General features: G+C 54.9%; 24 protein-coding genes. 12 read left to right on the top strand and 12 right to left on the bottom strand.

What is annotated here, in order from left to right:
• The first annotated feature begins 52 nt into the window (after positions 1-52).
• Positions 53-859: a hypothetical protein gene (locus ACFO5Q_RS14715; RefSeq protein WP_068143929.1), complete on the top strand. Its 807-nt coding sequence runs from the start codon at positions 53-55 to the stop codon at positions 857-859.
• 54 nt (positions 860-913) lie between these two features.
• Here ACFO5Q_RS14715 and ACFO5Q_RS14710 read toward each other — a convergent pair whose 3' ends face one another.
• Entirely contained in the window at positions 914-1,720 is an 807-nt protein-coding gene (locus tag ACFO5Q_RS14710) for a hypothetical protein (protein WP_068143927.1), read from the bottom strand.
• A gap of 181 nt (positions 1,721-1,901) precedes the next feature.
• On the opposite strand from ACFO5Q_RS14710, the gene ACFO5Q_RS14705 reads away from it, so the two are divergent.
• The gene (locus ACFO5Q_RS14705) at positions 1,902-2,681 is read left to right on the top strand and encodes an RDD family protein (protein ID WP_068143925.1); all 780 of its coding nucleotides are present in this window, start codon (positions 1,902-1,904) and stop codon (positions 2,679-2,681) included.
• A gap of 200 nt (positions 2,682-2,881) precedes the next feature.
• Here ACFO5Q_RS14705 and ACFO5Q_RS14700 read toward each other — a convergent pair whose 3' ends face one another.
• Positions 2,882-3,361, bottom strand: coding sequence for a PaaI family thioesterase (locus ACFO5Q_RS14700; protein ID WP_068143923.1), 480 nt, complete (start codon positions 3,359-3,361; stop codon positions 2,882-2,884).
• 92 nt (positions 3,362-3,453) lie between these two features.
• Between ACFO5Q_RS14700 and ACFO5Q_RS14695 the strand changes: the two genes are divergently transcribed.
• Entirely contained in the window at positions 3,454-4,071 is a 618-nt protein-coding gene (locus tag ACFO5Q_RS14695) for a TetR/AcrR family transcriptional regulator (protein WP_082719677.1), read from the top strand.
• Between the two features lie 20 nt (positions 4,072-4,091).
• On the opposite strand, the gene ACFO5Q_RS14690 is transcribed toward ACFO5Q_RS14695, so the two are convergent.
• The 5 genes from ACFO5Q_RS14690 to ACFO5Q_RS14670 form a co-directional block, all read right to left on the bottom strand.
• Positions 4,092-4,295 (bottom strand): hypothetical protein, encoded by a 204-nt coding sequence (locus ACFO5Q_RS14690; protein WP_068143921.1) that lies wholly within the window; start codon positions 4,293-4,295, stop codon positions 4,092-4,094.
• A 295-nt stretch (positions 4,296-4,590) separates the two neighbouring features.
• Positions 4,591-4,836, bottom strand: a complete 246-nt coding sequence (locus tag ACFO5Q_RS14685; RefSeq protein ID WP_068143919.1) for a hypothetical protein — start codon at positions 4,834-4,836, stop codon at positions 4,591-4,593.
• A 12-nt stretch (positions 4,837-4,848) separates the two neighbouring features.
• Entirely contained in the window at positions 4,849-5,322 is a 474-nt protein-coding gene (locus tag ACFO5Q_RS14680; protein ID WP_068143917.1) for a DUF4279 domain-containing protein, read from the bottom strand.
• A gap of 1 nt (position 5,323) precedes the next feature.
• Positions 5,324-5,812, bottom strand: a complete 489-nt coding sequence (locus tag ACFO5Q_RS14675) for a hypothetical protein (protein ID WP_068143915.1) — start codon at positions 5,810-5,812, stop codon at positions 5,324-5,326.
• Between the two features lie 559 nt (positions 5,813-6,371).
• Positions 6,372-7,511: a fumarylacetoacetate hydrolase family protein gene (locus tag ACFO5Q_RS14670; protein ID WP_068143913.1), complete on the bottom strand. Its 1,140-nt coding sequence runs from the start codon at positions 7,509-7,511 to the stop codon at positions 6,372-6,374.
• Between the two features lie 133 nt (positions 7,512-7,644).
• On the opposite strand from ACFO5Q_RS14670, the gene ACFO5Q_RS14665 reads away from it, so the two are divergent.
• A complete protein-coding gene (locus ACFO5Q_RS14665) occupies positions 7,645-8,433 on the top strand; it encodes a substrate-binding periplasmic protein (protein ID WP_068143912.1) in 789 nt (262 codons plus the stop codon).
• Here the strand turns inward: ACFO5Q_RS14665 and ACFO5Q_RS14660 are convergent.
• On the bottom strand, positions 8,424-8,804 hold the full coding sequence (locus ACFO5Q_RS14660) for a helix-turn-helix domain-containing protein (protein WP_068143910.1): 381 nt from the start codon (positions 8,802-8,804) through the stop codon (positions 8,424-8,426). The genes ACFO5Q_RS14665 and ACFO5Q_RS14660 overlap by 10 nt on opposite strands.
• A 349-nt stretch (positions 8,805-9,153) precedes the next feature.
• Here ACFO5Q_RS14660 and ACFO5Q_RS14655 point away from each other — a divergent pair, with 349 nt between their 5' ends.
• Positions 9,154-9,933: a substrate-binding periplasmic protein gene (locus tag ACFO5Q_RS14655; RefSeq protein WP_068143908.1), complete on the top strand. Its 780-nt coding sequence runs from the start codon at positions 9,154-9,156 to the stop codon at positions 9,931-9,933.
• A gap of 31 nt (positions 9,934-9,964) precedes the next feature.
• Here the strand turns inward: ACFO5Q_RS14655 and ACFO5Q_RS14650 are convergent, their stop codons facing one another.
• Positions 9,965-10,915, bottom strand: a complete 951-nt coding sequence (locus tag ACFO5Q_RS14650) for a DMT family transporter (protein ID WP_231727082.1) — start codon at positions 10,913-10,915, stop codon at positions 9,965-9,967.
• Between the two features lie 111 nt (positions 10,916-11,026).
• The gene (locus ACFO5Q_RS14645; RefSeq protein ID WP_082719675.1) at positions 11,027-11,605 is read right to left on the bottom strand and encodes a PAS domain-containing protein; all 579 of its coding nucleotides are present in this window, start codon (positions 11,603-11,605) and stop codon (positions 11,027-11,029) included.
• Between the two features lie 311 nt (positions 11,606-11,916).
• On the opposite strand from ACFO5Q_RS14645, the gene ACFO5Q_RS14640 reads away from it, so the two are divergent.
• Both ACFO5Q_RS14640 and ACFO5Q_RS14635 read left to right on the top strand, forming a co-directional pair.
• On the top strand, positions 11,917-14,007 hold the full coding sequence (locus ACFO5Q_RS14640; protein WP_068143902.1) for a TonB-dependent receptor domain-containing protein: 2,091 nt from the start codon (positions 11,917-11,919) through the stop codon (positions 14,005-14,007).
• A 338-nt stretch (positions 14,008-14,345) separates the two neighbouring features.
• A complete protein-coding gene (locus tag ACFO5Q_RS14635; RefSeq protein WP_082719674.1) occupies positions 14,346-15,056 on the top strand; it encodes an energy transducer TonB in 711 nt (236 codons plus the stop codon).
• An 86-nt stretch (positions 15,057-15,142) separates the two neighbouring features.
• On the opposite strand, the gene ACFO5Q_RS14630 is transcribed toward ACFO5Q_RS14635, so the two are convergent.
• Together ACFO5Q_RS14630 and ACFO5Q_RS14625 are read right to left on the bottom strand one after the other, a co-directional pair.
• Positions 15,143-16,246, bottom strand: coding sequence for an acyl-CoA dehydrogenase family protein (locus tag ACFO5Q_RS14630; protein ID WP_068143898.1), 1,104 nt, complete (start codon positions 16,244-16,246; stop codon positions 15,143-15,145).
• A 14-nt stretch (positions 16,247-16,260) separates the two neighbouring features.
• The gene (locus tag ACFO5Q_RS14625; protein ID WP_068143896.1) at positions 16,261-17,460 is read right to left on the bottom strand and encodes an acyl-CoA dehydrogenase family protein; all 1,200 of its coding nucleotides are present in this window, start codon (positions 17,458-17,460) and stop codon (positions 16,261-16,263) included.
• A gap of 162 nt (positions 17,461-17,622) precedes the next feature.
• Between ACFO5Q_RS14625 and ACFO5Q_RS14620 the strand changes: the two genes are divergently transcribed.
• The 5 genes from ACFO5Q_RS14620 to ACFO5Q_RS14600 all read left to right on the top strand — a co-directional run bounded on the left by ACFO5Q_RS14620 (position 17,623) and on the right by ACFO5Q_RS14600 (position 21,906).
• Positions 17,623-18,489 carry a DUF3034 family protein gene (locus ACFO5Q_RS14620; protein WP_068143894.1) on the top strand — a complete coding sequence of 289 codons (867 nt, stop codon included), beginning with the start codon at positions 17,623-17,625 and terminating at the stop codon, positions 18,487-18,489.
• Positions 18,490-18,492: 3 nt separating this feature from the next.
• Positions 18,493-18,909, top strand: coding sequence for a group I truncated hemoglobin (locus ACFO5Q_RS14615; RefSeq protein WP_197420924.1), 417 nt, complete (start codon positions 18,493-18,495; stop codon positions 18,907-18,909).
• A 67-nt stretch (positions 18,910-18,976) separates the two neighbouring features.
• Entirely contained in the window at positions 18,977-20,374 is a 1,398-nt protein-coding gene (locus ACFO5Q_RS14610; protein WP_068143892.1) for a serine hydrolase domain-containing protein, read from the top strand.
• 118 nt (positions 20,375-20,492) lie between these two features.
• The gene (locus ACFO5Q_RS14605) at positions 20,493-21,248 is read left to right on the top strand and encodes a substrate-binding periplasmic protein (protein ID WP_197420923.1); all 756 of its coding nucleotides are present in this window, start codon (positions 20,493-20,495) and stop codon (positions 21,246-21,248) included.
• Positions 21,249-21,342: 94 nt separating this feature from the next.
• On the top strand, positions 21,343-21,906 hold the full coding sequence (locus ACFO5Q_RS14600) for a DUF7010 family protein (protein ID WP_068143888.1): 564 nt from the start codon (positions 21,343-21,345) through the stop codon (positions 21,904-21,906).
• Positions 21,907-21,912 lie beyond the last annotated feature (6 nt).

Below are 21,912 nucleotides of genomic sequence, written 5' to 3'. Positions count from 1 at the left end.
TGCCAAGCCCTGTTGGCCTATCATGAATATTGGGGTCGCAACTGGACCGTTTATGATTGTAACGAGACTTATCTCAGCATTCCTTTTCCTTACCCTAACGGTAGACGTATCGGCACAGCAGGCCGATGACGCCCAAAAAAAGGCAGGGAAAATCTATGCCACTGCCTGGGGCATGACGCTCGCTGAAGATGGTACAGGTTTCTATAATGATCTGGCGCACCTGGTTCTGGATGAAATTGCCCGCACCCCGCGCTACGACATCGTGCCTTACCGCCGCGCGAACCGGATATTTGCCCAGGACAAAACGGGTTGCCACTATCCCAGCACATTGAACTATATGGCCGCCACCGGAATCGTCGATGATACGTCCGGACTCGTGGAAAGTTATTTCATGCTCCGCAGCGTGGCCCATATTTTTTCCCGGTATGACACGCCAGCGGTTTCTCAAAAAGCAGATGTGACAGACAGGGTGATCGCCTACCCAATGGGGGCGGAAGTCCCACGCCTGCTGGACGGTTTTGGCGCATCCTTCATTCCGGTCAATGACGAGAAAGGCAAAGCCGAGCTTCTGATCAGCGGCAGAGTTGAGTTGATGATCGCCTATATGCCGGATGTGCTTTTTGTCTTCCGCGAACTTGGCAAGCCGATGCCACCCTACAATCCGTCTTTCACTATCAATGACGACAACATTGCCATTGTTTGCCACCGCACAGTGGAAAACGAGGACATGATTGCCCGCATCAATGCCCGCATCAAAACACTGAGAGACAGTGGCGAACTGGCCGCTTTCCTTTCAGCCCGAGGCATTGACCCGACCTATTATCTGGGCCCGCTGGAGCGCAAGACGCTGGGGCATTAATGGGTTTCTCCGGAACCGGTCCTGCGCTTCAGCACAAGAGCAGCTGTAAGCCGCCTATGCGAATATTTCCTTGATCCCGCTGCTGCTTGCCTTCACAGACGGCAGGTTGCGGTACCAAGCCGCAATCAAGCTGGGGGTAACAATCACATTCAGGTAAAGCGCTACAATCGCCCCGATCAAGGCCACGAGCCCCATGATGGCAGAAAGGTCGTCGCTACCTGTCATGACCTGCCACTCGATGCTTCCAAGTGCTGTGTACAACAGTTCAGACCCGATCAGAAAACCCGCGAGCAAGATCACCAGCGTGAGTGAAACTCTGGTGGGCATTTCGCGCCAATCTGGACTGGCCAACCCATCTGCCCGGCGCGCCAGGCGCCTTAAAAACCAAAAAAGTGCAATGACAGAAAGCGACACGTCAAAGAGGCTTTGAGGCACCATCATAATGATATATTCGCGCGTCAAATCCCCGTCAGGCATCCAGGTGGATACGAACGCACTTGGCATTGCCATCAGCATAAACACCGGCACCCCGGCGCGCACCATCAGGCCATTAGGTATCTTCCCGGCCCGGCTATTCCCGGCCAGCATTTTTCCCACTAGAACCATATATGCGAGATAGTTGAGCAGCCACCCCAACCAATTGAAAAGAAAGATATCAAACCGCCAGCCGGGTTCGGGCTGAACCTCAAAAATCGGAACGCCAAACAATTGAAGCACGCCGCCGATGGCCAAAAGGGAGAAGACCATCACAAAACAGACGATGACAGCCCGACTCCACACACGAGCAAACAGTCGCCCGGCGTCGCGCAGTATCAGTGAAACCATGCCTTCTGCATTGGCCTTACCACTATGTCCTGTCATTCCAGTTTCCCTCTCCCGTATATCACCGCACGTTACTATCACGCCCACGCTTTTGCGATCATGAAATCAAAGCGATACAGGATGTCAATTCGTGTTAACAAAACACTCATTATGCTGTAGAGGGATAAATACAAGCCTGCGCTAAAGAATGCAGGTAAAGATGTAGACTGTAGGGGTGGCGGTGAAAAAGACAGTTTTGAGGGAAGCGCCTTGGTTTGGGCAGGTATCCGCCTTCGCGATTGATGCAGTTATCGGGTTCATTGGTGTATTTGGCCTGTTCAAACTGGTTTTTGACCGCAAGCCCGATGTCTTGACCGGCTTTGACTTCACCATGATTGTGGCGCTTAATGCCCTTCTGTTTGCCTTGCCGGCACTGATGATGCATGGAAGCACAATCGGTGCCCGCCTGTTGGGCTACCGTGTCACGAAAGGCGGCGCAGCCCCTGTCAGCTGGGCCTCCCTGGCCAGGGGCCTGTATTTCTTTCCCTTCGGGGTTATCATTATCAGCTTCCACCTGCCGCTGAAATTGTTCCTGCAGGATCACGCGCCCTTCGACCCCATTTTTGGCCTGCGCCTCAAGATGAAGAAGACCGTGGATCACCCCATTCAGGCGCCGTCATCTGAACCCAAAGAGGGGAAAAAAGCGGATGAGCAGGAAATGATATTTGGCACACGCCAGGCCGAAATTGGCGACGCCCGCCACGACCTGGAGAAGGCCCTGGGCATCAAGCTGGTGGAGAAAGAAAGCAGCTTCTGGGGAACCTATTTTGCCTGCAATGCTTACGGCAGCAGCCAGATGATGCTACTTCCGAATGATGTAGGCCTTCCAGACAATACGGACCCCAACATCGCAAAGAAAGCAGACGACTTTCGCGCCATTTTCCATGTAAATGCGAAGGGTTCGAAATCAACCTTGATCGGCGACTTGATGGCCGCCACGGAATTTCAGCGCATCTCGTGATCTATCCTTCGCCAAGATAGAAAGCAGCCGAAAAGAACAGGGCGGTCAAAAGCGCCCACAGAATGGTCGATATAGTTAGTTTCTCGCGTCGCGTGCCTGTCCCGTCCGACATAAGTCATCCCCCAAAACCAGTTCTCGACAAGAAATAACCATAGGCGTTCCCGCCTGCCTTGGGAACAAAAAACAATTAAAAGTTTATTTTATACTGGTAAAATAGTAGCCGCCCCGACGGCAATCAACTTTTGTTTTCCGTCACTTACCGCGAAAACGCGGCTCTCGACAGCCACCAGCCTCTTGTTGACTTTTACAACCTCACCCCGCGCCATAAACTCATCACCAATTCCCGGGGCAAGCAATTTGACGCTATAGTCGGCAGTCACAACATCGCCCACAACGCTCGCGGCAGCAGCAGCCGAGACATTGTCTGACAGGAAACCGATGATCCCGCCATGGACAAAGCCATGATGCTGCGTCAGGTCTTTCCGAAAAGGCATCCGTACTTCGCACACGCCCTCCTCGCACGTCAGAACTTCACACCCGGTCCAGCGCGTGAAGGGTGAAACCTGCACGATAGCTCGCATCGTTTCCGTTGTCGCAACGGTGCGTTCAGCTACCATCTCTACCGCTTCTCTGGCTCCATGCTGGTATCCGGCTTCGCTGCCAACTGCTTCCTGTGTCATTTTTCCATCCTCGATAATTGTTGATTATATAGACTGATCTGTATAACTTTTAACCAAAGTCAAGCCCAAGAGTCAAATTTCGGGAATTTTCCATGAGCAACGCCATAGCCGAAAAGCCAGAATCCAAGCGAAAAAAGACTGCTCAAAACCGCTCAAAGCATGAGGCTGCCCTTATTCATGCTGCGGCTGTATTGTTCCGCAAGCAGGGCTATGCCGCCACCGGAACAGCAGAAATATTGAAACGGTCCGGCGCGCCGCGTGGATCGCTTTATTATTATTTCCCGGAAGGCAAGGAGGCCATTGGCGCCGCGGCCCTTGAGGCCGCCAGCAAGGTTGCCACACGCACTTTCCGCGAACTGGCAGGTTCGGCCGAAAGTCCGGCCGATTTCGTGCAGGCTTATGCGGCGCTGCTGTCTCAGTGGATGGAAAAGTCTGGCTTCACTGACGGCTGCCCGGTCGCAACGACAGTTCTTGAGACAGTACCTACTTCCGATATCATCACCCCGGTTGCAAAAGCGTCTTTCGGGCACTGGCAACAAGCCATAACAGATATGCTGTTAAGCCATGACTGGCCTCGTGCCAGGGTCCGGGCGACAGCCACATTGATTCTGTCCGCGTTTGAAGGGGCGCTCATTAGCGCGCGCGTGGAAAGGTCGTCCCGCCCTATTCTGGACGCAGCCGACGAACTGTCTATTCTATTGAAGGTGTAGGCCCGAACACGCGCGAAGGGTCAATCAACCAATTGATCGTCCGTCTCGGACGGCTTCGCCCAAACCCAGCGGGCAAAGCTAAGCACAACAAAGAAGAAAACGATGCCAACAGGCGCGGCATCAACCATCAGGAAAATGGTACAAGCAACAAACAGCAGCAACAAAACCAGCTTGGCAAAGGTTTCGGCCGCCGTATCTGCGATATCAAAAAACTTGTCGCGCATTCCCCACTCCCGATTGTCATTTTAGCCCATTCGACGGTGAGGCAAAGATTTGGTGAAGTGGAATCTGCTTTCCCAAGCTCACTCCACAACTGACTGCTGCAAATCGGCCACAGGACTCTGGCTGAACCTAAAAAAAAGCCCCTTCGCGGAAGCGAGGGGGCTGAGGATTGGCGCCGGTTTAAGGGGAGGATGCCGACGCCAGGGGATTCCTGATGGCCAAAGGGGAGGCCGGGGGAGGAATCAGGGGCTAAAGAAACTCAATCAATGCACTCAGTGATGCCAGCAAGGCAGGCATCTAGTGATGACCCATCTGGCTTGCGCTTTGGCGCCAACCGGCGACAACCACAACTTCACCAAGGCTGTCGAACGCGTCGGCGTCCAGCTCCAGCAGGGTGGAAGCACCGCCACGAATGCTTGGAAACTCGGCGGTATAGACACGCTGGTGAGTGAGGCCAGACCCGATGATCGCGCCCTTAGCACCCTTCTTCAGGTCGAACTGCTCAACATCCCGCGGCAGCATTACGTCATGAAATTTTTCCATCGTCTGTCTCCGTTAATTATCATTATCCTGGGCATGCGTGAGGTCATGCAAATCGACCTCCAACGTCACCCCAAGCGCCGCCATGCGGCTCATCTGTTCAGGGCTCAGGGTCAGAACCGGCACCCGGTGGTAAGCATAGGCCGCGACAAACACATGCGCGCCTTCCGCCCACTTCTGCACTTCATCTTCCTTGCCTTCCAGGCGGTCGAGAAGCGCGTCAATCTGGTCCGCGAGCGTTGTGTTGGCAGCAGGGAGGCCACTGTCGAGCCGCCAGATATTATGGCTATTGAGCGCCTGGTGCGTAAGCACGCTATGGTGTTCGCCTTCCGGCGCCTCAGGCTCGCCCTTGCGCGTGACAAGACTTGGAAAGACGCCCAAGGATTTTGTCACCGCGTCGGGTGAACTTTCCTGTGTATCAATCTCCAGGCTCACGCTGATCTCGAAATCAGGGTGGTCTACGGTCATGTCATACGCTGCACTGGTCATCTTAAGCTGCCTTGTAAAAACGTCGTTTCGGGGAATAGGAGAGCACATCGCGCTCGCCATGCTTAAAGAGCATGAACAGGTCATCCCCGGCGTCATAGCCGTAAAAGTCCGGGTCTACATGCAGACGGAACCCACCTGTAAAGGTGAACACAAAACAGTCGTCTGCCTTGTCATGCTCAATCTCAGTAAGGCTTTCGCCTTCCAGTTTCGACAGGATGTGACTGGCCCGCGCGGTATCGCTTTCACGCCGCCACAGAATCCGTGCATCATCCAGATACAGGTCCCAGTCACAGCTGTAGATCCACAGATGCCACTGCCACTGGGCATCGCCCGTGACCGCATCCGCTTCGCACGGATCGCCCAAATCGAGCGTAATAAAGCCGCCAAAGCCCCGCCGTGCGCGAGCAATCTTCAGCGGCTGACCCTCTCGGAACTCGTTAAACCGCTCTTCGCCCGTCTCGCCGGGCCGTATGTTAACAATTGCTGTCATGTCTCTGTCTCACCATTTTGCCCATGCATATCCCGGGCCATGTTTCTTTCAATTTATGGACCCCGAGGATTGGCAAAGGTCGCTTACCGCACCCCGGGGGTTCATTTCTTGTCCTCGCAAATTCAACTCTAAACGTGCCGTACTCGGGTCTTTCTATCGTCTGCTTCAATCAGGCTCCGTCAGGGTTGATTGCGGGCTTCAAAGTCGGTGGCTCAACAAAAAACCCCTCCGGAGCGATGCTTCGGAGGGGTTTGGAACCTTTTCAACTTTTCAGCCCTGGTGGCTTAAAGTTCTCTCCCCTCCGGAATGCATGCAAGACGGACGCAAATAAACTGCGCGCCTTTCACTGCATACATCTGTTTCCAAAGGGTGGTCATGTTCCTAAAATCCTAAATACTCGAGGCCCCTCCTATTGAGGCCATCCGATATTTGCATCACTAACCGAAGCGCCACGCAATTGTCAACAAGGAAAAGATTAAAAAGTGAAATTTTATTTCAAGGCGCGGAAATAAAAGGACAAAACCGGGACCTAAGGCTGCACTTTCGCAAGTTATTATGGTCATTCATCCCTAGAGATTTTGACAGGATTCCGAAGCTCGCCCATTCGGTCAACCCGCACATGGACTATATCCCCGGACTTCAAGTACCGCCCCAGCTTTTGCTCTTCACGGATGTACCGGTCTACGACCCATTGCTGCATCGGGCGGTCCCATCCACCTAGGGCATAGTCCAGAAAACCACGCACCTTGTGCATGGTGCGAATACCTTCAAACACGGTACCCGCGGGCGTACCTGACATGATCATGGCACGCGCCGGCACCCTGCCGTTGCGGGTCGGCAGACCGACCCGGGAGCCACGGAAAACCCACTGGCGGTCTTTTCGAGCTTCAGTTTCCCGGAGAATTTCAGGAAGACCCCAGACCATGCGTGACACAGGTGCCGACTGCCGGATTTCCCCATTTACCGATAGCTCGAGCGTCAAGGACTGGGCAAAACCTTCAGCATCCAGCGGGATGACAAACAGGTTTCCCACCGGCAAGTAGCCGGGAGCACTTTTGCCTGTTGTGAGGCCTTGGCCGGACTCAATGTCAAACGCATCAATATGTCGCAGAAGCAATGCCCTGTCGGTCACATCGTTGCACAGGATCAACCCTATCTCGCGCGATGTGCGCACCGGTGGGAAATCCCGCAAGGGCACAAAGCAAAGTTCTGCCTCATAGTCCAGCAGCCCATCCCCCGATGGAATCGGCGCTGTCCAATGCGTCGGCTGGACCTGTTTGGGAAAAAGGAACGGCCCGTCCTCCACTTCAGCGTCATCAGCATGAGCCGGAAAATTCGCGCCTGCAGCGATGTGGCTGCCGCCGAGTCCAACCGGCATCCCAAGACTTGTGATCGGCAGGGTCACGGCCGCGCTGTCAGGTATCACCTCCAAGGCGGCGAGAATAGCGTCACGCCCAAGTTCATTATAGAGAATGATCGGATCAAACACCGGCCGACCAAGCGCCTGAGATACATCGATTCCAGTTATTGTTTCGTTTTCGTAACGAATAACCAGCAATAGCTTTTGCGGAATCCCATTCTCATAAGAACGAGCAAATGTCAGGGCCTCTTCGCGTGGAGCAATCTCAATTTTCTGCGCCCCTGAAGCAGGTGCCACAGCAAACAGAAAAACACCCAAAAACAGCAGTAAACGTACCATCCTCAATCCTTCCTTGCTGCATCATTCTACCCCCCTGCCCATACATCAGGCAATCGACCAGCATTTGCCAAGGAGATAAGTTAGACGGTATGCTGGTAGCGCGCTGGGGGGCGCATGTGGGAAGCAATAACTTATGGTCCTCGCACTGGCACGCCGCGCCTTTGGTGCAGCAGTATACGGATTGTTCTTTTCAGTAGCACCATCGCTCTGTGCCGCTGAGGACTCCGTGCATGTTATGGCCACCGATTGGGGCCTGACATTGAAATCCAATGGTACCGGCTTCTATAACGATCTTGCCAAACTGGTCTTGCCAACAAGCCTTGGCTCGATTGACTATGAAATCCTGCCTTATAAGCGAGCAAAACGTGCATTCCTTGCCAAGCAGGCAGACTGCCTCTATCCAAACAGCCTCGGTTATCTGGTCAGCACAGGCACGATTAAAAAGCCAGACCAATTCGTTGGCAGCCGCAGCGTGGTGGCGGCACAGTCCCGCATTTTCAGCCCACATGGCACCCACCCACCGGCCCGGCTCGAAGACCTCAAAGGGTTGACAGTTGCTTTTGCGCTGGGGTCGGATGCACCCAAGCTTCTCAAAGGCTCTGGGGCCAACTTTGTCGCCGTGTCGGACGAAGTTGGCAAAGCGCGTATGCTTCTGGAAGGCCGGACAGATTTACTGGTAGCGGTTTTGCCGGACGCCAAGTTTGTATTTGACAGCTTGGGCACGGGCCTGCCGCCCTTTGACCCGAGGTTCTCGATTGATTCAACTGAAATCGGCTTGGTCTGCTATCGGTCTGAAACCAATGAGGCATTCATAGAAAGCTTCAACAGCCATCTTGAGGAATTGATCAAGGACGGTAGGCTTCAGGCCTTTCTGACATCCCAAGGCTTGACCCCGGCAGCCCACATGCCGCGTCAAGAATAGATGACAGTAACATTGCGACCATCGCGCTTGAGGGCCCGACAAAGCCGCCCGACTAAGGCCGAATGGCAGCGATAGGCAAGCATCGGCGGTATGGGGCTCATGTCCGGCCCGCTTTTCTTGAAATCAAGTGCATTTCTGAAGAGCTTGAGGGTAACTACATCTTTCGCTTGAGCGTGCTCAAGCGCGCCTGCCAGGCGGCGCTCAACCTCGCGCTCCAGATCCGCCAACAGGCCGCCTTCTCGCTCAGGCACGGCCTCGCGCCCTTGCTCCCATGCTTTCACCTGTGCTTCCGTAGCCAGTGTTAGCATGGAGATATCGCGCTCCGACAAGCCAAGCCCTTCGCGCAGGCATCTGAATTCGGCAGGGGTCATAGCTACACTCTCTGTTTCATGCCTACAGGCTTGCGCCAATCGCCACCAAATACAAGCCTATTGATTCGTCCAGCAAGCCGTGGGTCAGTGTAGAAAGCCGAAAGCCCCACCTATCCTTATGGCCTGTCGGAAGAGCAATTATTCATGTAGATGACACAGATTTCAGGCCATCGGTTCCAGAAAAACTATCTGGGCTGGTGCGACCAATCTATCCAACGAATCAAGAGCCATTACTCCGGTTAAACACCCGCCGAAACCCGCAGACGCCCTCAGGCTTTGCGCATTCTTGATCTTTACTGCTATAGTCACCAGTGAAGGAACCGATCAACCTTTCATCAAGGACTGCTGGATGCGTCACATTCCCCTGTTATTAGTCTTTGTTTTCCTTCTGACAATTGTCACGCGCCCCAGCAAGGCTCATCATCCAGAACTTAAAATTCCCCATATTTTCGCCACCGGCTGGGGTATCACACTCGATGCTGACGGCAGCGGTTTCTATAATGACTATGCCCGCTTCACTCTTGGCTCTGACCTGGCACAGGAGAACTATCTGGTGGCTCCCTATAAACGCGCCATGCGGAGCTTCAAGCGCGACAGGACAAGCTGCATCTACCCGAAAAGCATTGATACGCTCATGCGGACAGGCGATTGGAGCGAGGGCGAAAGCTATATCGAAAGCAGCGCCATGCTTAGGTCGCCCATGCGGATATTCTCCCGGGATGCAACCTCTATCATCCACAGTCAGGCAGACCTGCGAGGCAAGAAACTGGCGTATGCCCTTGGTGCAAAAGTCCCGAATTCAATGGGTGATATCGGCGTTGAATATGTGCCGATCGCAGATGAGGTCGACAAGGCCAAAATCCTGGAAACAGGAACTGTTGATGCCATGATCGCCAATATGCCGGACGCCTACTTCGTGTTTAAAAGCCTGGGCCAGGAGCTTCCGCCTCATGACCCAAATTATGACCCCATTCCAGTGCCCAGCATCCGTATCGTTTGCCATGACACCGCCAACAACAAGGCATTCATCAAAGAGTTCAATCACAGACTGGAAGAATTGGCCGCATCCGGTGAAATGGCAGACTATCTGAAAAAACTTGGGCTATCCCCGATAGTCTATATGCCCTGAAGCTCTTCCCTGCATACACCCCGCCCGCGGCCTATAGGGCACGCCCGGCAAGCCGGTTTCGTAGCCGCCTGATCAAACGGCCGTCCAACACCATCAGACCAACGCCAATCAGCACCAGCCCTGCAGCGTGACCGGCTTCCAGCCGCTCCCCCAGAAACAGCACGCCAAATGTGGTTGCTACAACCGGTATGGTGAGCGTCACCAGGGACGCGCTGGTCGCGCCTGCTTCGGCGATCAGACGGAAATACAGAAGATAAGCAAGCGCGGTAGACAGGAGCGACAGTGACAGCAGTGCAGCCCAAACCTTTGCTTCAGGCAGCGGCAACAGGTATGGCGCATCTATGACAAGAACGGCAGGAACCAGCATGATGGCCGCCATCGTCACCTGCCCAAAAGCCATCTGGACAGGCTGCAATCCAAGCCCGACAAACCGCCTTCCCGCGACCACCGCAAAGGCATAGGAGAGTGACCCCGCAAGAACCGACAACTGCCCCATCAATTCACCGGACATGCCGGCAAGACTGCCCGGCCCAATAATGGACACGACCCCCATAAAGCCGATCAGAACACCTGAAAAGCGCCGCATTGTCAGTCGTTCATCATGAATAAAGAAGTGCGCAACGAAAACAGTGAACAGGGGCATCGTGGCATTCAGGATGGAGGCAAGGCTGGATGCAATCTGGGTCTGCCCCCAGGCTATAAGGGAAAATGGCATAATGTTATTCAGAAGTCCCATCACGGCCAACGCGCCCCAGACCCTCCATCTGTCCGCGTGCCCGGCGCCAGGAAGCGGCACACGGGTTACCTTCATAAACAGGAATAGTCCAAATGCGGCAAATGAGACCCTGATGGCCACCACAGTCAGTGGCGGCAACGCTCCGACTGCGACCTCAATGGCCATGAAGGATGCACCCCAAAGGATGGAAAGCATTGCCAGCAGGCCCCACTGGCGCGGGCCCATCTGCAAACTTGGCTGTGTCACGATGTTTTCCTTTTGAGCACCTATGCCTTGATCACCTCGCAACATAGTGTGCCGCGCAGCTTTCTGCACGCCAATTTCGGACGTTTCAACGAAATGTAGAACTGTCAGAGACTAGTCGACCTGATCGTAATCGAGATCCGCCAGAATGTGCGTCACCCTTCCCTCTTCACCAAAAGGCAGAACAATAGACTCGCCAAACACCGACATGCCGTTTTTCGAGACAAAGTTGCCAGCCGTACGCACCGGCCGCCGCAGAAGCGCCACGTGATCCAGAATACGGCGGGAGCGTTCAGCACGGTTATGATCGGTGAATTCGCTGACCAATTTCCCGGTCATTTCCGCACCAAAGAGGACGCTGAGAGCCGTCCCGAATACGCGGTAGCGGTAATCCGGCACGCCATCTTCCTGGGGCTCTACCTCCACCAGAAATATATTGGGCAGGTGGCGTGGAAGTGCTGCAGGGCTGAATGAATCTCGGGGCGGCATCTTGCCCTTTTCCGGGCGCAGCGAAATATAGTGATCAAACATCTCTCGAAGCTGTGCACTACGTATACCAGCGCGCATGGAATCCTCGCCGACCAATAGCTGCATATCGGCATTTGCGGATGGTAGTTCGTCTAGTTCTCCAGCGATGCTTGACGCTTCAAATGATGACCCTAAAGTGCCGTCTCCTGCATTTCCAGGAACCATGTAAATACCCCTCGAACAACGATTACGCCCCAAGGTCACCTTATGGGTGAATTCCTTTCGCAATTGTAAATTCGTACAAAATTAGTTGGAATATTATCGGGCAGTATTGTGCTCTTCTCTTGATGCCCAGTGAAGGCAGGATGAGAGTGGCGACAAAAGTCAAAAATGGTTGAAACGATTTGTCGCGAGCCGGGCTCAACTCACCGCAAAAGAGCATCCAAATCAAGGCCTTGACTGTAGGCTGAAGCCGAACAATATAACATATTAATCCTGCGCAGCCCTGCCGTGGGTTAACTCTGGGGAATTCTGGAATGCCAACCAAGGCCACACGACAGGCCTGCGGTTCCATTATATTCGGGATCGTACTTGCTTCTTCTTTCGCGTCAGCAGCAGCGTCTGATGCGGCGGTAGGGGCCAGTGCATCAGTGGTTATTGACGTCGATCATCAGTCTTTTGATGCCGAGTTCTTCGAGCAATATACCCCTCAAACAGCCCTGGACATGATCAACCGGCTGCCTGGCTTCGTTTTCGACAGCGGCTCCAGTGCACGAGGCTTCGGCGGCACCGCTGGCAATGTATTGATCGACGGCACTCGCCCCACATCGAAGTCCGGTGGACTAAGTGAAGCCCTCTCACGGATACCCGCGGGACAGGTTTCCCATATCGAAGTGCAGCGCGGCGCCATTGGCGCTGGCGAAGCGGCAGGCCAAAGCATGGTGGCGAATGTGGTACGGCTGAAGAATGTCAGCACCGGCACTTGGTCCGTTGACATCCGCAAGGTAGGACCGGACCGGATCATGCCATCTGCAGGTGCCTCCTTTTCGACCCAACTGGCTGGCTGGGATACATCATTCCAGCTGGAAAGCTTCATGATCAATGAATCTCGCGACGCGGTTATTACTGCGCGTGATGCCGAAGGGACCAAGACAAGACTGCAAACCGAAGTGCGGGACGAACGCAACCGTGATGCCTCGCTGTCATTTGATGCAGGGCGTGACGTCTTTGGCGGCAGGCTTCAACTGAACGGTCGATTTGGTTTTGACAGCTGGTACGGCGACACAGAGCGCCTTGGCCGCGGCACAGGAGAACCAACAGACCCGGTCGCCGACCGTTTTTTCGATGACCACGACTTTGAAGAGTATTCAGGAGAATTCGGCGCCGACTGGTCCCGCACTTTCGAAAGCGGTTGGAAATGGCGGCTTATTGGCCTGACCACCATAGCGGACTGGACGGCACGCGACCTGATCACCAACGAAATGCCTGAAGCAACTTTGCTGGACACGACGCATTTCACGGCAAAAGAAAAAAACACGGAAACCATTTTCCGAACAACGCTTGGTAAAAATGGTGGCGCAATGGTGCAGCCTGAGTTCGGAATAGAAGGCGCCTTCAACACCCTGAATGCCAGCCTTGATATTGTGAAGACAGACGGAACCGGGGCTGAGCTTTTTGCCCTGCCCGCCAAGCCCGTGCGCGTGGAAGAAAAGCGTGCAGAAGCTTTTACCAATCTTGTGTGGAAGTTGAACGACACACTAACAATGGACGGAGGCATTAAAGCCGAAATCAGCCAAATTTCCACAAGCGGCGCAACTGACCAGGCACAGACTTTCAAGTTCCTGAAGCCTTCCGTTGGCATCACCTATACGGTCACACCTGATCTGCAGGTCGGGCTTTCCGCTGAACGCAGTGTCGGTCAACTGGATTTTGGAGATTTTGCTGCAAGCGCAGACGCATCCGATGACCGCGTGTTCGCGGGCAACCCAAACCTGAGGCCAGACCGCACTGACCGGCTGCAGGGCACATTCAACTACCAATTTGGCGAACGTGGCGCACTATCTGTCGAACTATTCTATGAATGGAAAGATGATGTACTGGAGCGCATCATCCTGCCTTCAGGCAGACAGGGCCGTGCCAATGTAGGAAGCGCCAGGCGCTGGGGCCTGGAAGCCCAGGCTAGCATCCCTACCGACCAAGTTCTGAAAGGCGGCCTGATTGAAGTGGAGCTTGATGCGAAAGACAGTAGCTTCCTGGACCCGCTCACTGGCCAAAAACGGCGCCTGCATAACTTCGTTCCGCTCGAATATGTCGTTGAGTTCCGTCATGACATACCGGACACCGAATGGTCCTGGGGCGTTGATTATAACAGCCGCTTCAATTGGCATGGCTTTTTCGTCAATGAGTTTGAAGACTTTGAAGGCGCCAGTCGCTGGGGTGGCTTTATTGAGACCACCGCCGTCAAAGGCGTCAGAATTACCCTGCGAGCCTGGAGCATCGGCGGGGTCGGCAGGGACCGAATTCGCTATCTCTACAGCCCAACCCGTGGCGACACATTCATCGGCACTGAAATCTCGGAGCGTGTCCGCGACCAGGGCTTCCGCATCTCTTTTTCGGGTCAGTTCTAACACCGCCAAAAAATTAAAGCCCGTGCGCCTAATGGGGGCTGACGCACGGGCAATCCCGGAGCTTCAGGGGGGGGAGGTAGGGGATCGCCCCGGGCCCATCAGAAATGGGGCTGAAAACCAAAATTATAAGCCCTCCCCCGATCACATTTTCTTGAACCAGGCCAGCCGGCCAAAGGTGGCGTGCGCGCCCGGCACTAAAATGCTGTTAATTTGATTTAAACTAATGTTACCTATTCTCTCCTACAGAGGACAGACAACCATCCGATTTTCGGTGTGAAAGGCCTGCCCGACAGTTTTGCGTTTTACTGCTTTAGCTCTTTCCGCAAGGAGAACGCGCAATGTCGCCGACGTCCCCCCGAAACATGCTCGCCCTGGGCCTGTTTGCGCTTATTTGCTGCGCCAATTCACCATCTGTTTCCGCACAAGATTATGATCTCGCCACTTGGGGCGAACGGGTTTATGACGCCTTCGCCTCCAAGCAACGCTACCCCAAGCGTGCCCTGGACGCCAAGCTGGAGGGTACCGTTAAGGTCGAGGTTACCGTTGGTCAAAACGGTGACATTATCGGCTTCAAGATCAACCAGTCGTCCGGGCACAATGTGCTTGACGGATCGGTGCTTCAAATCCTGAACAGGATCAATCCGCTGCCCCCGCTGCCTGAAGGGCTTTCCAGTTTCAATTTCAAGATTCCGCTGCGGTTCAACATGGATGACCAACAAACTCGATTGGGCGCAGAAGTGCAAGTGGCCCAGGCCACACCGGACTGGAAAGGCTGGCAGCGCGATGTATCCCGAATTCTGGCGCGCAATCAGGGGTATCCGACACAGCTTATAGAAGAAGGCATTGAGGGCACCGTCAGGGTCAAAGTACAGATTGCCATGGACGGCACGATCATGGCCCAACAGGTTGTTGAAAGTTCGGGCAATCCGATCCTCGACGACGAAGCCATCGACCTGATGCGGCGCATCAGCTTCCCGAAACTGCCGGAAAACAAAGAGAGCGTGTCACTAACCATCCCGCTCAGCTACAGGATCGGCGCAAAAGGATAGGCAGCCCGAGGCACACGACACACTGAGGCAAAACAAGAAAAGCCCGACCAAATGGCCGGGCTTTCTATTGTTTCGGAATGCAGGCTTTAGGCCGCTTTCGACAGCTTCTGGAACTGCTTCAGGTGATAGTCGGTATCACCGAAATAATGGTCGATCATCACAAGCCGCTTGGCAACGTGTGCCAGTTCCAGTTCCCATGTCACACCAATGCCGCCGTGCATTTGAACTGATTCCTCAGCCACCTGGCGGCCCACACGGCCAACTAGGGCTTTGGCAGCTGACAGATGCTTGTCACGGTCCTCGGCATTCAGTTTGGACGCCGCGAGAAGCACGATCGAACGAACCTGTTCAATCTCCAGGCACACATCCACAAGGCGGTGCTGAAGCACCTGGAATTTGCCGATAGGCACACCAAACTGCGTGCGCGTGCGCAAGTATTCAAGCGTCGCGTCGCGGGCATTTTCCATAGCGCCCAGGCTTTCCGCGCAAAGCGCCAGTGTAGCGCGCGCAATTGCACGGCCAAGGGCGTCTTCGGCCGCAGAGCCTGAGAGCAGCACATCGTCTGCAGCGATGGAAACACCGTCAAAGGTAATCTCGGCTGCGCCGAAACCATCATTGGTCTTGAAGGTACGCATGGACACGCCATCGGCGTCAGTCGCAACCAGCAACAGCACCAGCTTGTCACCGTCCTTGGCCGACACGATCAGAGTGTTCGCATCACCGCCGTTGACAACCATCGACTTCGCGCCCGAAAGCTTGCCGCCTTCGATCTTCGCGTCAACTTTCGCGGCATTGTAGCGCGCGCCCGGCTCATAATGGGCAAACGCCAGCTTGTGGCCACCGCCGATAACATCGTCCAAAAGTGCCGGGCCACGGCCTTCCGCTGCTTCTTCAGCCAACAGGCCTGCGCCCAGAACGGCTGTTGCGAGGAAAGGTTCCACCACGATACCGCGGCCGAGCTCTTCGGCCACGACCATGATATCAAGGCCAGAGCCACCCAGGCCGCCAACGCGCTCAGGCAACACCGCAGCCACAAGGCCCAGTTCAGCCATTTGTGCCCACACCGCTTCATCATGCCCTTTTTCCGAGCTGATCAGCTTCAGGCGGCTTTCGAAATCGCATTGCTCGCGCACAAAGCGAGACACCATGTCCTTGAGCATGCGGTGATCATCAGAGAGATTGAAATCCATAACTGTACCCTCCCTTAAAGCCCAAGGATCATCTTGGAGATGATGTTGCGCTGAATCTCGTTTGAGCCGCCATAAATGGAATATTTGCGGCGGTTGAAATATTGGCCTGCGAACAAATGCGCCCCATCAGGCCCAAGCGGCTCGGCGTTCGAGCCCATCTGATCCAGTTCCGGCATGAACGGCAGCGCATATGGGCCAACAGCCCGGCGCATCAGGTCGCTGATTTCCTGACGGATCACTGACCCTTTGATCTTGAGCATGGAACTTTCAGCGCCCGGCGCACCACCGGCCTGGGCGGCCGCAAGCACACGTAGGTTTGTCAGTTCCATGGCCATCAAATCGATTTCCACATTGGCGATACGTTCCGCGAAATGGGCATCATCAATCAGCTTGCCACCTTCGCCGTCATCGGTCTCGGCCGCAATCTTCTTCAGACGCTTCAGACCTTCCTTGGCGGCTGCCACGCCTGCAATGCCAACACGTTCGTGCTGCAGCAGGTATTTGGCATAGGTCCAGCCCATATTTTCCTGACCAACAAGGTTTTCAGCTGGCACCTTGACATTGTCAAAGAACACCTCATTCACCTCGTGGCCGCCTTCGATCGTGATGATCGGACGCATTTCCACGCCGGGCGTATTCAGGTCAATCAGCAGGAAGCTGATGCCGGTCTGTGGCTTGCCTTCTGAGGAGGTGCGCACCAGGCAGAAAATCCAGTCCGCATACTGACCAAGCGTGGTCCAGGTTTTCTGGCCATTGACAATATAATGATCACCGTCGCGCACGGCTTTAGTCTTCAGGCTTGCGAGGTCAGACCCTGATCCCGGCTCGGAATAGCCCTGACACCACCAGTCAGTGCCATCGAGAATACGTGGCAGATAGTGGGCCTTTTGTTCATCGGAACCGAAAGCAATCAACACAGGGCCAAGCATCGACAGGCCGAATGGCGGCAGCTCCGGCGCACCAGCCCGCACACACTCTTCTTCAAAGATGTGCTTCTGGAACGGCGTAAAGCCTGATCCGCCATGCTCAACTGGCCATGAATGCGCCACCCAATTCTTTTCCAAGAGGGTGCGCTGCCAGTTCAGATAATCTTCTTTCTCAAGCCCGAGGCCAGCTTTTGTTCGCTCGGAAACATGGCTTGGCAGCCTTTCTTCCAGAAACGCCCGCACTTCCGCGCGGAAGGCCAGGTCTTCATCGCTATATTCAAGACGCATTGGTCGACTCGCTGTTGGTTGAACACATTTTCATGTCATCAACTAGGCCGCATCATCCAAGGATCAAGATTTGTCGTAACAGAGAATGAATTTTTATTCGTTCTTAATAACTGACCAATTAAGTATGCATTATAACGCCTGGGGAATGGAAAGCTGCTTCGCATGGAAAAAATACTGATATTTCTGGCCCTTATCGCGACTGGAGCGGCCCACGCCGAGGAGAGCCTTTTTGGCAGCGGCAAGATATTGGCCACACCAGGTGTGATTCAGGTTGAAGGAGCTGGCGGCAGTGGCCTGAACCCTTGGGCCGTTATTTCCGGCTATGGCACCAACCGCCAAATCGGCGGCAGTGCGCACCATACCTATGTCACGACAGGTGATTTCACCCTAAACGCCACAGGCGTCACGGTGGGGCTTTTCGACCGCCTTGAGCTGAGCTTCACCCGGCAATGGTTTAACACCCGCAGCGCCGGCGGCAGGCTGGGCCTGGGGGACGGGTTCAAGTTCAACCAGGACATCGTCGGCGCCAAGGTGAAAGTGTTCGGGGATGCTGTCTATGACCAGGATAAATGGATGCCGCAGGTCTCCTTGGGCGCGCAGTATAAGAAAGCCGACAAAGGCGCGATTGTGCGCGCGGTCGGCGCCAAAGGTGATGACGATATCGATCTCTATCTGGCTGCCACCAAAATCCTTCTGGACAAAAGCTTGGTGCTCACCGGCACCGCGCGGGCGACGCGAGCCAACCAGTTCGGCCTTTTGGGCTTTGGAGGCCCGAACGGTTCGGGCAGGTCGCTGCAGTTTGAAGGGTCTGCCGCTTACCTCCTGAGCCGCCATTTTGTAGTCGGCGCAGACTATCGTACTAAGCCCGACAACCTGGCTTTCGCGGAAGAAGACGATGCCATGGCTGCCTATGTGGTTTGGCTGCCAAGCAAGCACTTCACCATCACTGCCGCCTATACTGACCTTGGGAAAATCGCGCTGCAAGGGCGTCAGCGCGGCTTCTACCTGTCTCTCCAACTGGGGTTTTAAATCATGAAACTGAAGACACTCATTCTTGCCGCTGCATTGCTCGGTGCAGCGCCGGTCGCGAATGCCGACAGCCTTTATGATGATCTGGGCGGGCTCGACAACATAACTCGTTTTACCAACCGGCTGGTGGATCGGACATTCGCGGACCCACGCACCGCCCACCAATTCAAGCAAACCAAGAAAGACCGCCTGGCCCGCCTGCTGGTGGACCAGATCTGCGAGGCCACTGGCGGCCCCTGCCGGTACAAGGGCGTGAACATGAAGAAATCCCACATAAAGCTTGGGATCACAGAGGCTGAATTCAATGCGCTGGTGGAACAACTGCAACAGGCGATGAGTGAGGCCGATGTACCGTTTCACACGCAAAACCGTCTGCTGGCGATCCTGGCCCCCATGAAGCGAGATATTGTCGAACGGTGAGTTCACAGCCATTTGACTTTGCGTTCCCACGCCTCAGATGACACTCTGAGAAAAAGGGGACACAACCATGAAAAATGTCATCGCCGCGCTGGTGCTAGCTACCAGCGTTTCCACAGTCGGGTTCGCACAAGAAACCGATGCCACGATCCGCGCCTATGCAGCTGGCTATAAGGCTGCCTTCACCTGCAGCGCCACTTTCAACGGCGGCAAGTCGCCAGAGCAGATAGAAGCGCAGGAACTGACGGGCATCTACCCACTGGTAGCTGATGTTGTGCCAACACTTGAAGCAAAAATCGATCATGACGCCAAGCGCGTCACCGTTGCCTTCAGCGATACGCTTCCGCCACGCATCAGCCAATGGCGTCCCCATCTTGGCTGCACGCAGTTGCCTGTTGGTGCAAAGGCGGAGACCACCGCAGCCTTGCCCCGCATTGATATTGACGTTCCGGCGCGCAATGACAGCGCCCCATGGTCGCGCATCCCGTCTAACTATGGAGAGGCAGACAATGAAGCACTTGCCGCACTCGTAGCCCGCGCTTTCAAGGACCCTAAATACGGCAAGGATGCCTTCACCACCGCACTTCTGGTTGCAAGCCCGGATGAAATCCTGATTGAAAGCTATATCGACGGTTATACCCACCGCACCAGCCAGCGCACATGGTCCGTCGCCAAATCCATTGCCGCCAGTGTCATCGGCGCAGCGGTAGAAGAAGGACAGATTGACATAAAAGCGCCCGCACCAGTGGCAAGCTGGCAGTCGCCGCTTGATCCGCGCAAGGGCATCACGCTGGAAAACCTTTTGCATATGGCATCGGGACTGGACAGCAACCAGGCGGGTAACCGCACAGACCGGCTTTATATCGGTGGTGGTCGGGTGGACGACACGGCCATGCGCACATCCCTTGAAGTAAATCCGGGCAGCCGCTGGAAATATGCCAATAACGATACGCTTCTTGCTGTGCGCGCACTCAAGGACGCGATAGGCGACGAACAGGCCTATCTGGAGTTTCCTTTCGAGGCACTGCTGCACAAGATCGGCATGCTGGATACCGTGCCGGAGGTGGACTGGGGCGGCAACTTTGTGATGTCCAGCCAGGTATGGACCACGTCGCGGGATCTGGCGCGCCTTGGCATTCTTTATCTGAATGACGGCACCTGGAACGGCGAGCGCATCCTGCCTGAAGGCTGGGCCAAATATGTAGCCACCTCAGCCCCAAGCCAGCCCCCTGCTGCTCGCGCAAATGGCAGCGCAATCCCGGGCTACGGCGCCCAATTCTGGCTCTATAACGAACGCTTTCCGGAACTACCGAATGACAGCTTCGCGGCCCTCGGCAACAGGGGCCAGATACTGATGATCATCCCATCAAAGAATTTGGTGATAGTGCGGCGCGGGCATGACCCTGCTGGCGGCGAAGGTTTCCAGATTCATAGCTTCGCAGCGGATGTGTTGAAAGCGCTGGAGTAACTGTAGCAAAGGCATGAACACAACCACTGCGTGACCCTGCCACCAACAAACACGTGCGCCCAAGCCGTTATCCGGCTACAATTCAATGGTGGGGCGTGCAATGGGGAGGCGTCGGCTTTTGGTCAAGAGCTTAGTGTTTCTTGTTGGCTTGCTGATTTTCAGCAGCTTTTGCTGCGTGCGCGCCGCGGATGTCTTTATCGTCACAGAAAATTATCCACCCTATAATTTCCCCGCCGATGATGGCAGCGTTGCCGGAGAAGCCACGGCGCTCGTCAACAAGGTAATGGAAGCAACTGAGCTGGACTATACCATCACCATTGGTCCCTGGGCACGAGCGGTACGCTATGCCGAAACGGCGGACAATGTGCTGATCTATTCCATCGCCCGCATCCCCAACAGGGAGAAACGCTTTCGGTGGTTGGTGCCCCTGGCGTTTGACAATTACAGGCTGTTTGCACGCAAGGATGACACGCGCATCTACACGCACGAACGTCTTATGGCGGGGGACTTTTCCGTCATCTGCGTTCGTGGTGACATCTCATGCAGCATTCTGCAAAGCACCGGCCTGCCGGAGGCCAGCATCATCCGATCAACGGACCTTGACCAGCCCGGCACCCTCAAGATGGTAGAGGCCGAGCGTGTGGACCTTTTCCCTGGCAGCATGATCAACTATAGCACAGAACAACAGCATAACGGAGCCTGGCGGGGCGCATTCAAGCCAGTATATGACCTCAACATAGGACTAACGCTTTACCTGGCAGGCGGGGCCAACCTGCGCCCTGAACTCGCGACAAAAATAGAGGTGGCGTACAAGAAGCTTGTAGGTGAAGGCAACTTCGACATGATGCAGGCAGCCACATCGACTGTGGACTAACCTGCCACACTCGCCATGCTCACAACGGGGCTGGACATTTCCCCTTCTTTGTCTCACTAAAACCTGCAATTAGGAAAACGGTGGGGGAAAACCAATGACTATTGAAGCAACCAGATCGCTGGAAGACCAGAGGGCCGATTACAAGAAACGCCGCTTCCTGGCGATGCCGGTCGCAGGAACCATTGCCTGGGCAATTGTGGGTGCCGTGGCACCCCAGCTCGCGCCACAGCACGCAGTGTGGCTATTGTTCATTTGTACCGGATCGATCTTCTATCTCGGTGTACTGATCTCTAAATTCACAGGTGAAGACCTGCTTGGCAAAAACAGGCCAAAGAACACCTTCGACAGCCTGTTCCTTCAGACTGTTGTTATGGCCCTTCTTGTCTTTGCCATTGCCATTCCCTTCCTGCAGCAGGACTATACGTCGTTGCCGCTTACAGTTGGCATCCTGACGGGGCTGATGTGGGTGCCGCTCTCATGGGCCATTGAACACTGGGTTGGGCTATTTCACGGCATTGTTCGTACAGGCCTCGTCCTGGGCGCCTGGTACCTATTCCCGAACGACCGCTTCCTTGCGGTGCCCTTGGCTGTTGTCGCGGTCTATCTGGTAACAATCGTGATCCTGGAAAAGCGCTGGCGAGCTGTGAACGCGGGCTAACCCTGT

Source organism: Kordiimonas lipolytica, from assembly GCF_042651265.1.
GTDB lineage: Bacteria > Pseudomonadota > Alphaproteobacteria > Sphingomonadales > Kordiimonadaceae > Kordiimonas > Kordiimonas lipolytica.
This window is presented reverse-complemented; position numbering and strand designations above follow the sequence as displayed.

What these genes read in the sequence shown, in the direction of transcription:
- ACFO5Q_RS14715 (WP_068143929.1), top strand. Translation starts at nt 53, where the DNA reads ATGATTGTAACGAGACTTATCTCAGCATTCCTTTTCCTTACCCTAACG.
- ACFO5Q_RS14710 (WP_068143927.1), bottom strand. Translation starts at nt 1,720, where the DNA reads ATGACAGGACATAGTGGTAAGGCCAATGCAGAAGGCATGGTTTCACTG.
- ACFO5Q_RS14700 (WP_068143923.1), bottom strand. Translation starts at nt 3,361, where the DNA reads ATGACACAGGAAGCAGTTGGCAGCGAAGCCGGATACCAGCATGGAGCC.
- ACFO5Q_RS14695 (WP_082719677.1), top strand. Translation starts at nt 3,454, where the DNA reads ATGAGCAACGCCATAGCCGAAAAGCCAGAATCCAAGCGAAAAAAGACT.
- ACFO5Q_RS14690 (WP_068143921.1), bottom strand. Translation starts at nt 4,295, where the DNA reads ATGCGCGACAAGTTTTTTGATATCGCAGATACGGCGGCCGAAACCTTT.
- ACFO5Q_RS14685 (WP_068143919.1), bottom strand. Translation starts at nt 4,836, where the DNA reads ATGGAAAAATTTCATGACGTAATGCTGCCGCGGGATGTTGAGCAGTTC.
- ACFO5Q_RS14680 (WP_068143917.1), bottom strand. Translation starts at nt 5,322, where the DNA reads ATGACCAGTGCAGCGTATGACATGACCGTAGACCACCCTGATTTCGAG.
- ACFO5Q_RS14675 (WP_068143915.1), bottom strand. Translation starts at nt 5,812, where the DNA reads ATGACAGCAATTGTTAACATACGGCCCGGCGAGACGGGCGAAGAGCGG.
- ACFO5Q_RS14670 (WP_068143913.1), bottom strand. Translation starts at nt 7,511, where the DNA reads ATGGTACGTTTACTGCTGTTTTTGGGTGTTTTTCTGTTTGCTGTGGCA.
- ACFO5Q_RS14665 (WP_068143912.1), top strand. Translation starts at nt 7,645, where the DNA reads ATGGTCCTCGCACTGGCACGCCGCGCCTTTGGTGCAGCAGTATACGGA.
- ACFO5Q_RS14660 (WP_068143910.1), bottom strand. Translation starts at nt 8,804, where the DNA reads ATGACCCCTGCCGAATTCAGATGCCTGCGCGAAGGGCTTGGCTTGTCG.
- ACFO5Q_RS14655 (WP_068143908.1), top strand. Translation starts at nt 9,154, where the DNA reads ATGCGTCACATTCCCCTGTTATTAGTCTTTGTTTTCCTTCTGACAATT.
- ACFO5Q_RS14645 (WP_082719675.1), bottom strand. Translation starts at nt 11,605, where the DNA reads ATGGTTCCTGGAAATGCAGGAGACGGCACTTTAGGGTCATCATTTGAA.
- ACFO5Q_RS14640 (WP_068143902.1), top strand. Translation starts at nt 11,917, where the DNA reads ATGCCAACCAAGGCCACACGACAGGCCTGCGGTTCCATTATATTCGGG.
- ACFO5Q_RS14635 (WP_082719674.1), top strand. Translation starts at nt 14,346, where the DNA reads ATGTCGCCGACGTCCCCCCGAAACATGCTCGCCCTGGGCCTGTTTGCG.
- ACFO5Q_RS14630 (WP_068143898.1), bottom strand. Translation starts at nt 16,246, where the DNA reads ATGGATTTCAATCTCTCTGATGATCACCGCATGCTCAAGGACATGGTG.
- ACFO5Q_RS14625 (WP_068143896.1), bottom strand. Translation starts at nt 17,460, where the DNA reads ATGCGTCTTGAATATAGCGATGAAGACCTGGCCTTCCGCGCGGAAGTG.
- ACFO5Q_RS14620 (WP_068143894.1), top strand. Translation starts at nt 17,623, where the DNA reads ATGGAAAAAATACTGATATTTCTGGCCCTTATCGCGACTGGAGCGGCC.
- ACFO5Q_RS14615 (WP_197420924.1), top strand. Translation starts at nt 18,493, where the DNA reads ATGAAACTGAAGACACTCATTCTTGCCGCTGCATTGCTCGGTGCAGCG.
- ACFO5Q_RS14610 (WP_068143892.1), top strand. Translation starts at nt 18,977, where the DNA reads ATGAAAAATGTCATCGCCGCGCTGGTGCTAGCTACCAGCGTTTCCACA.
- ACFO5Q_RS14600 (WP_068143888.1), top strand. Translation starts at nt 21,343, where the DNA reads ATGACTATTGAAGCAACCAGATCGCTGGAAGACCAGAGGGCCGATTAC.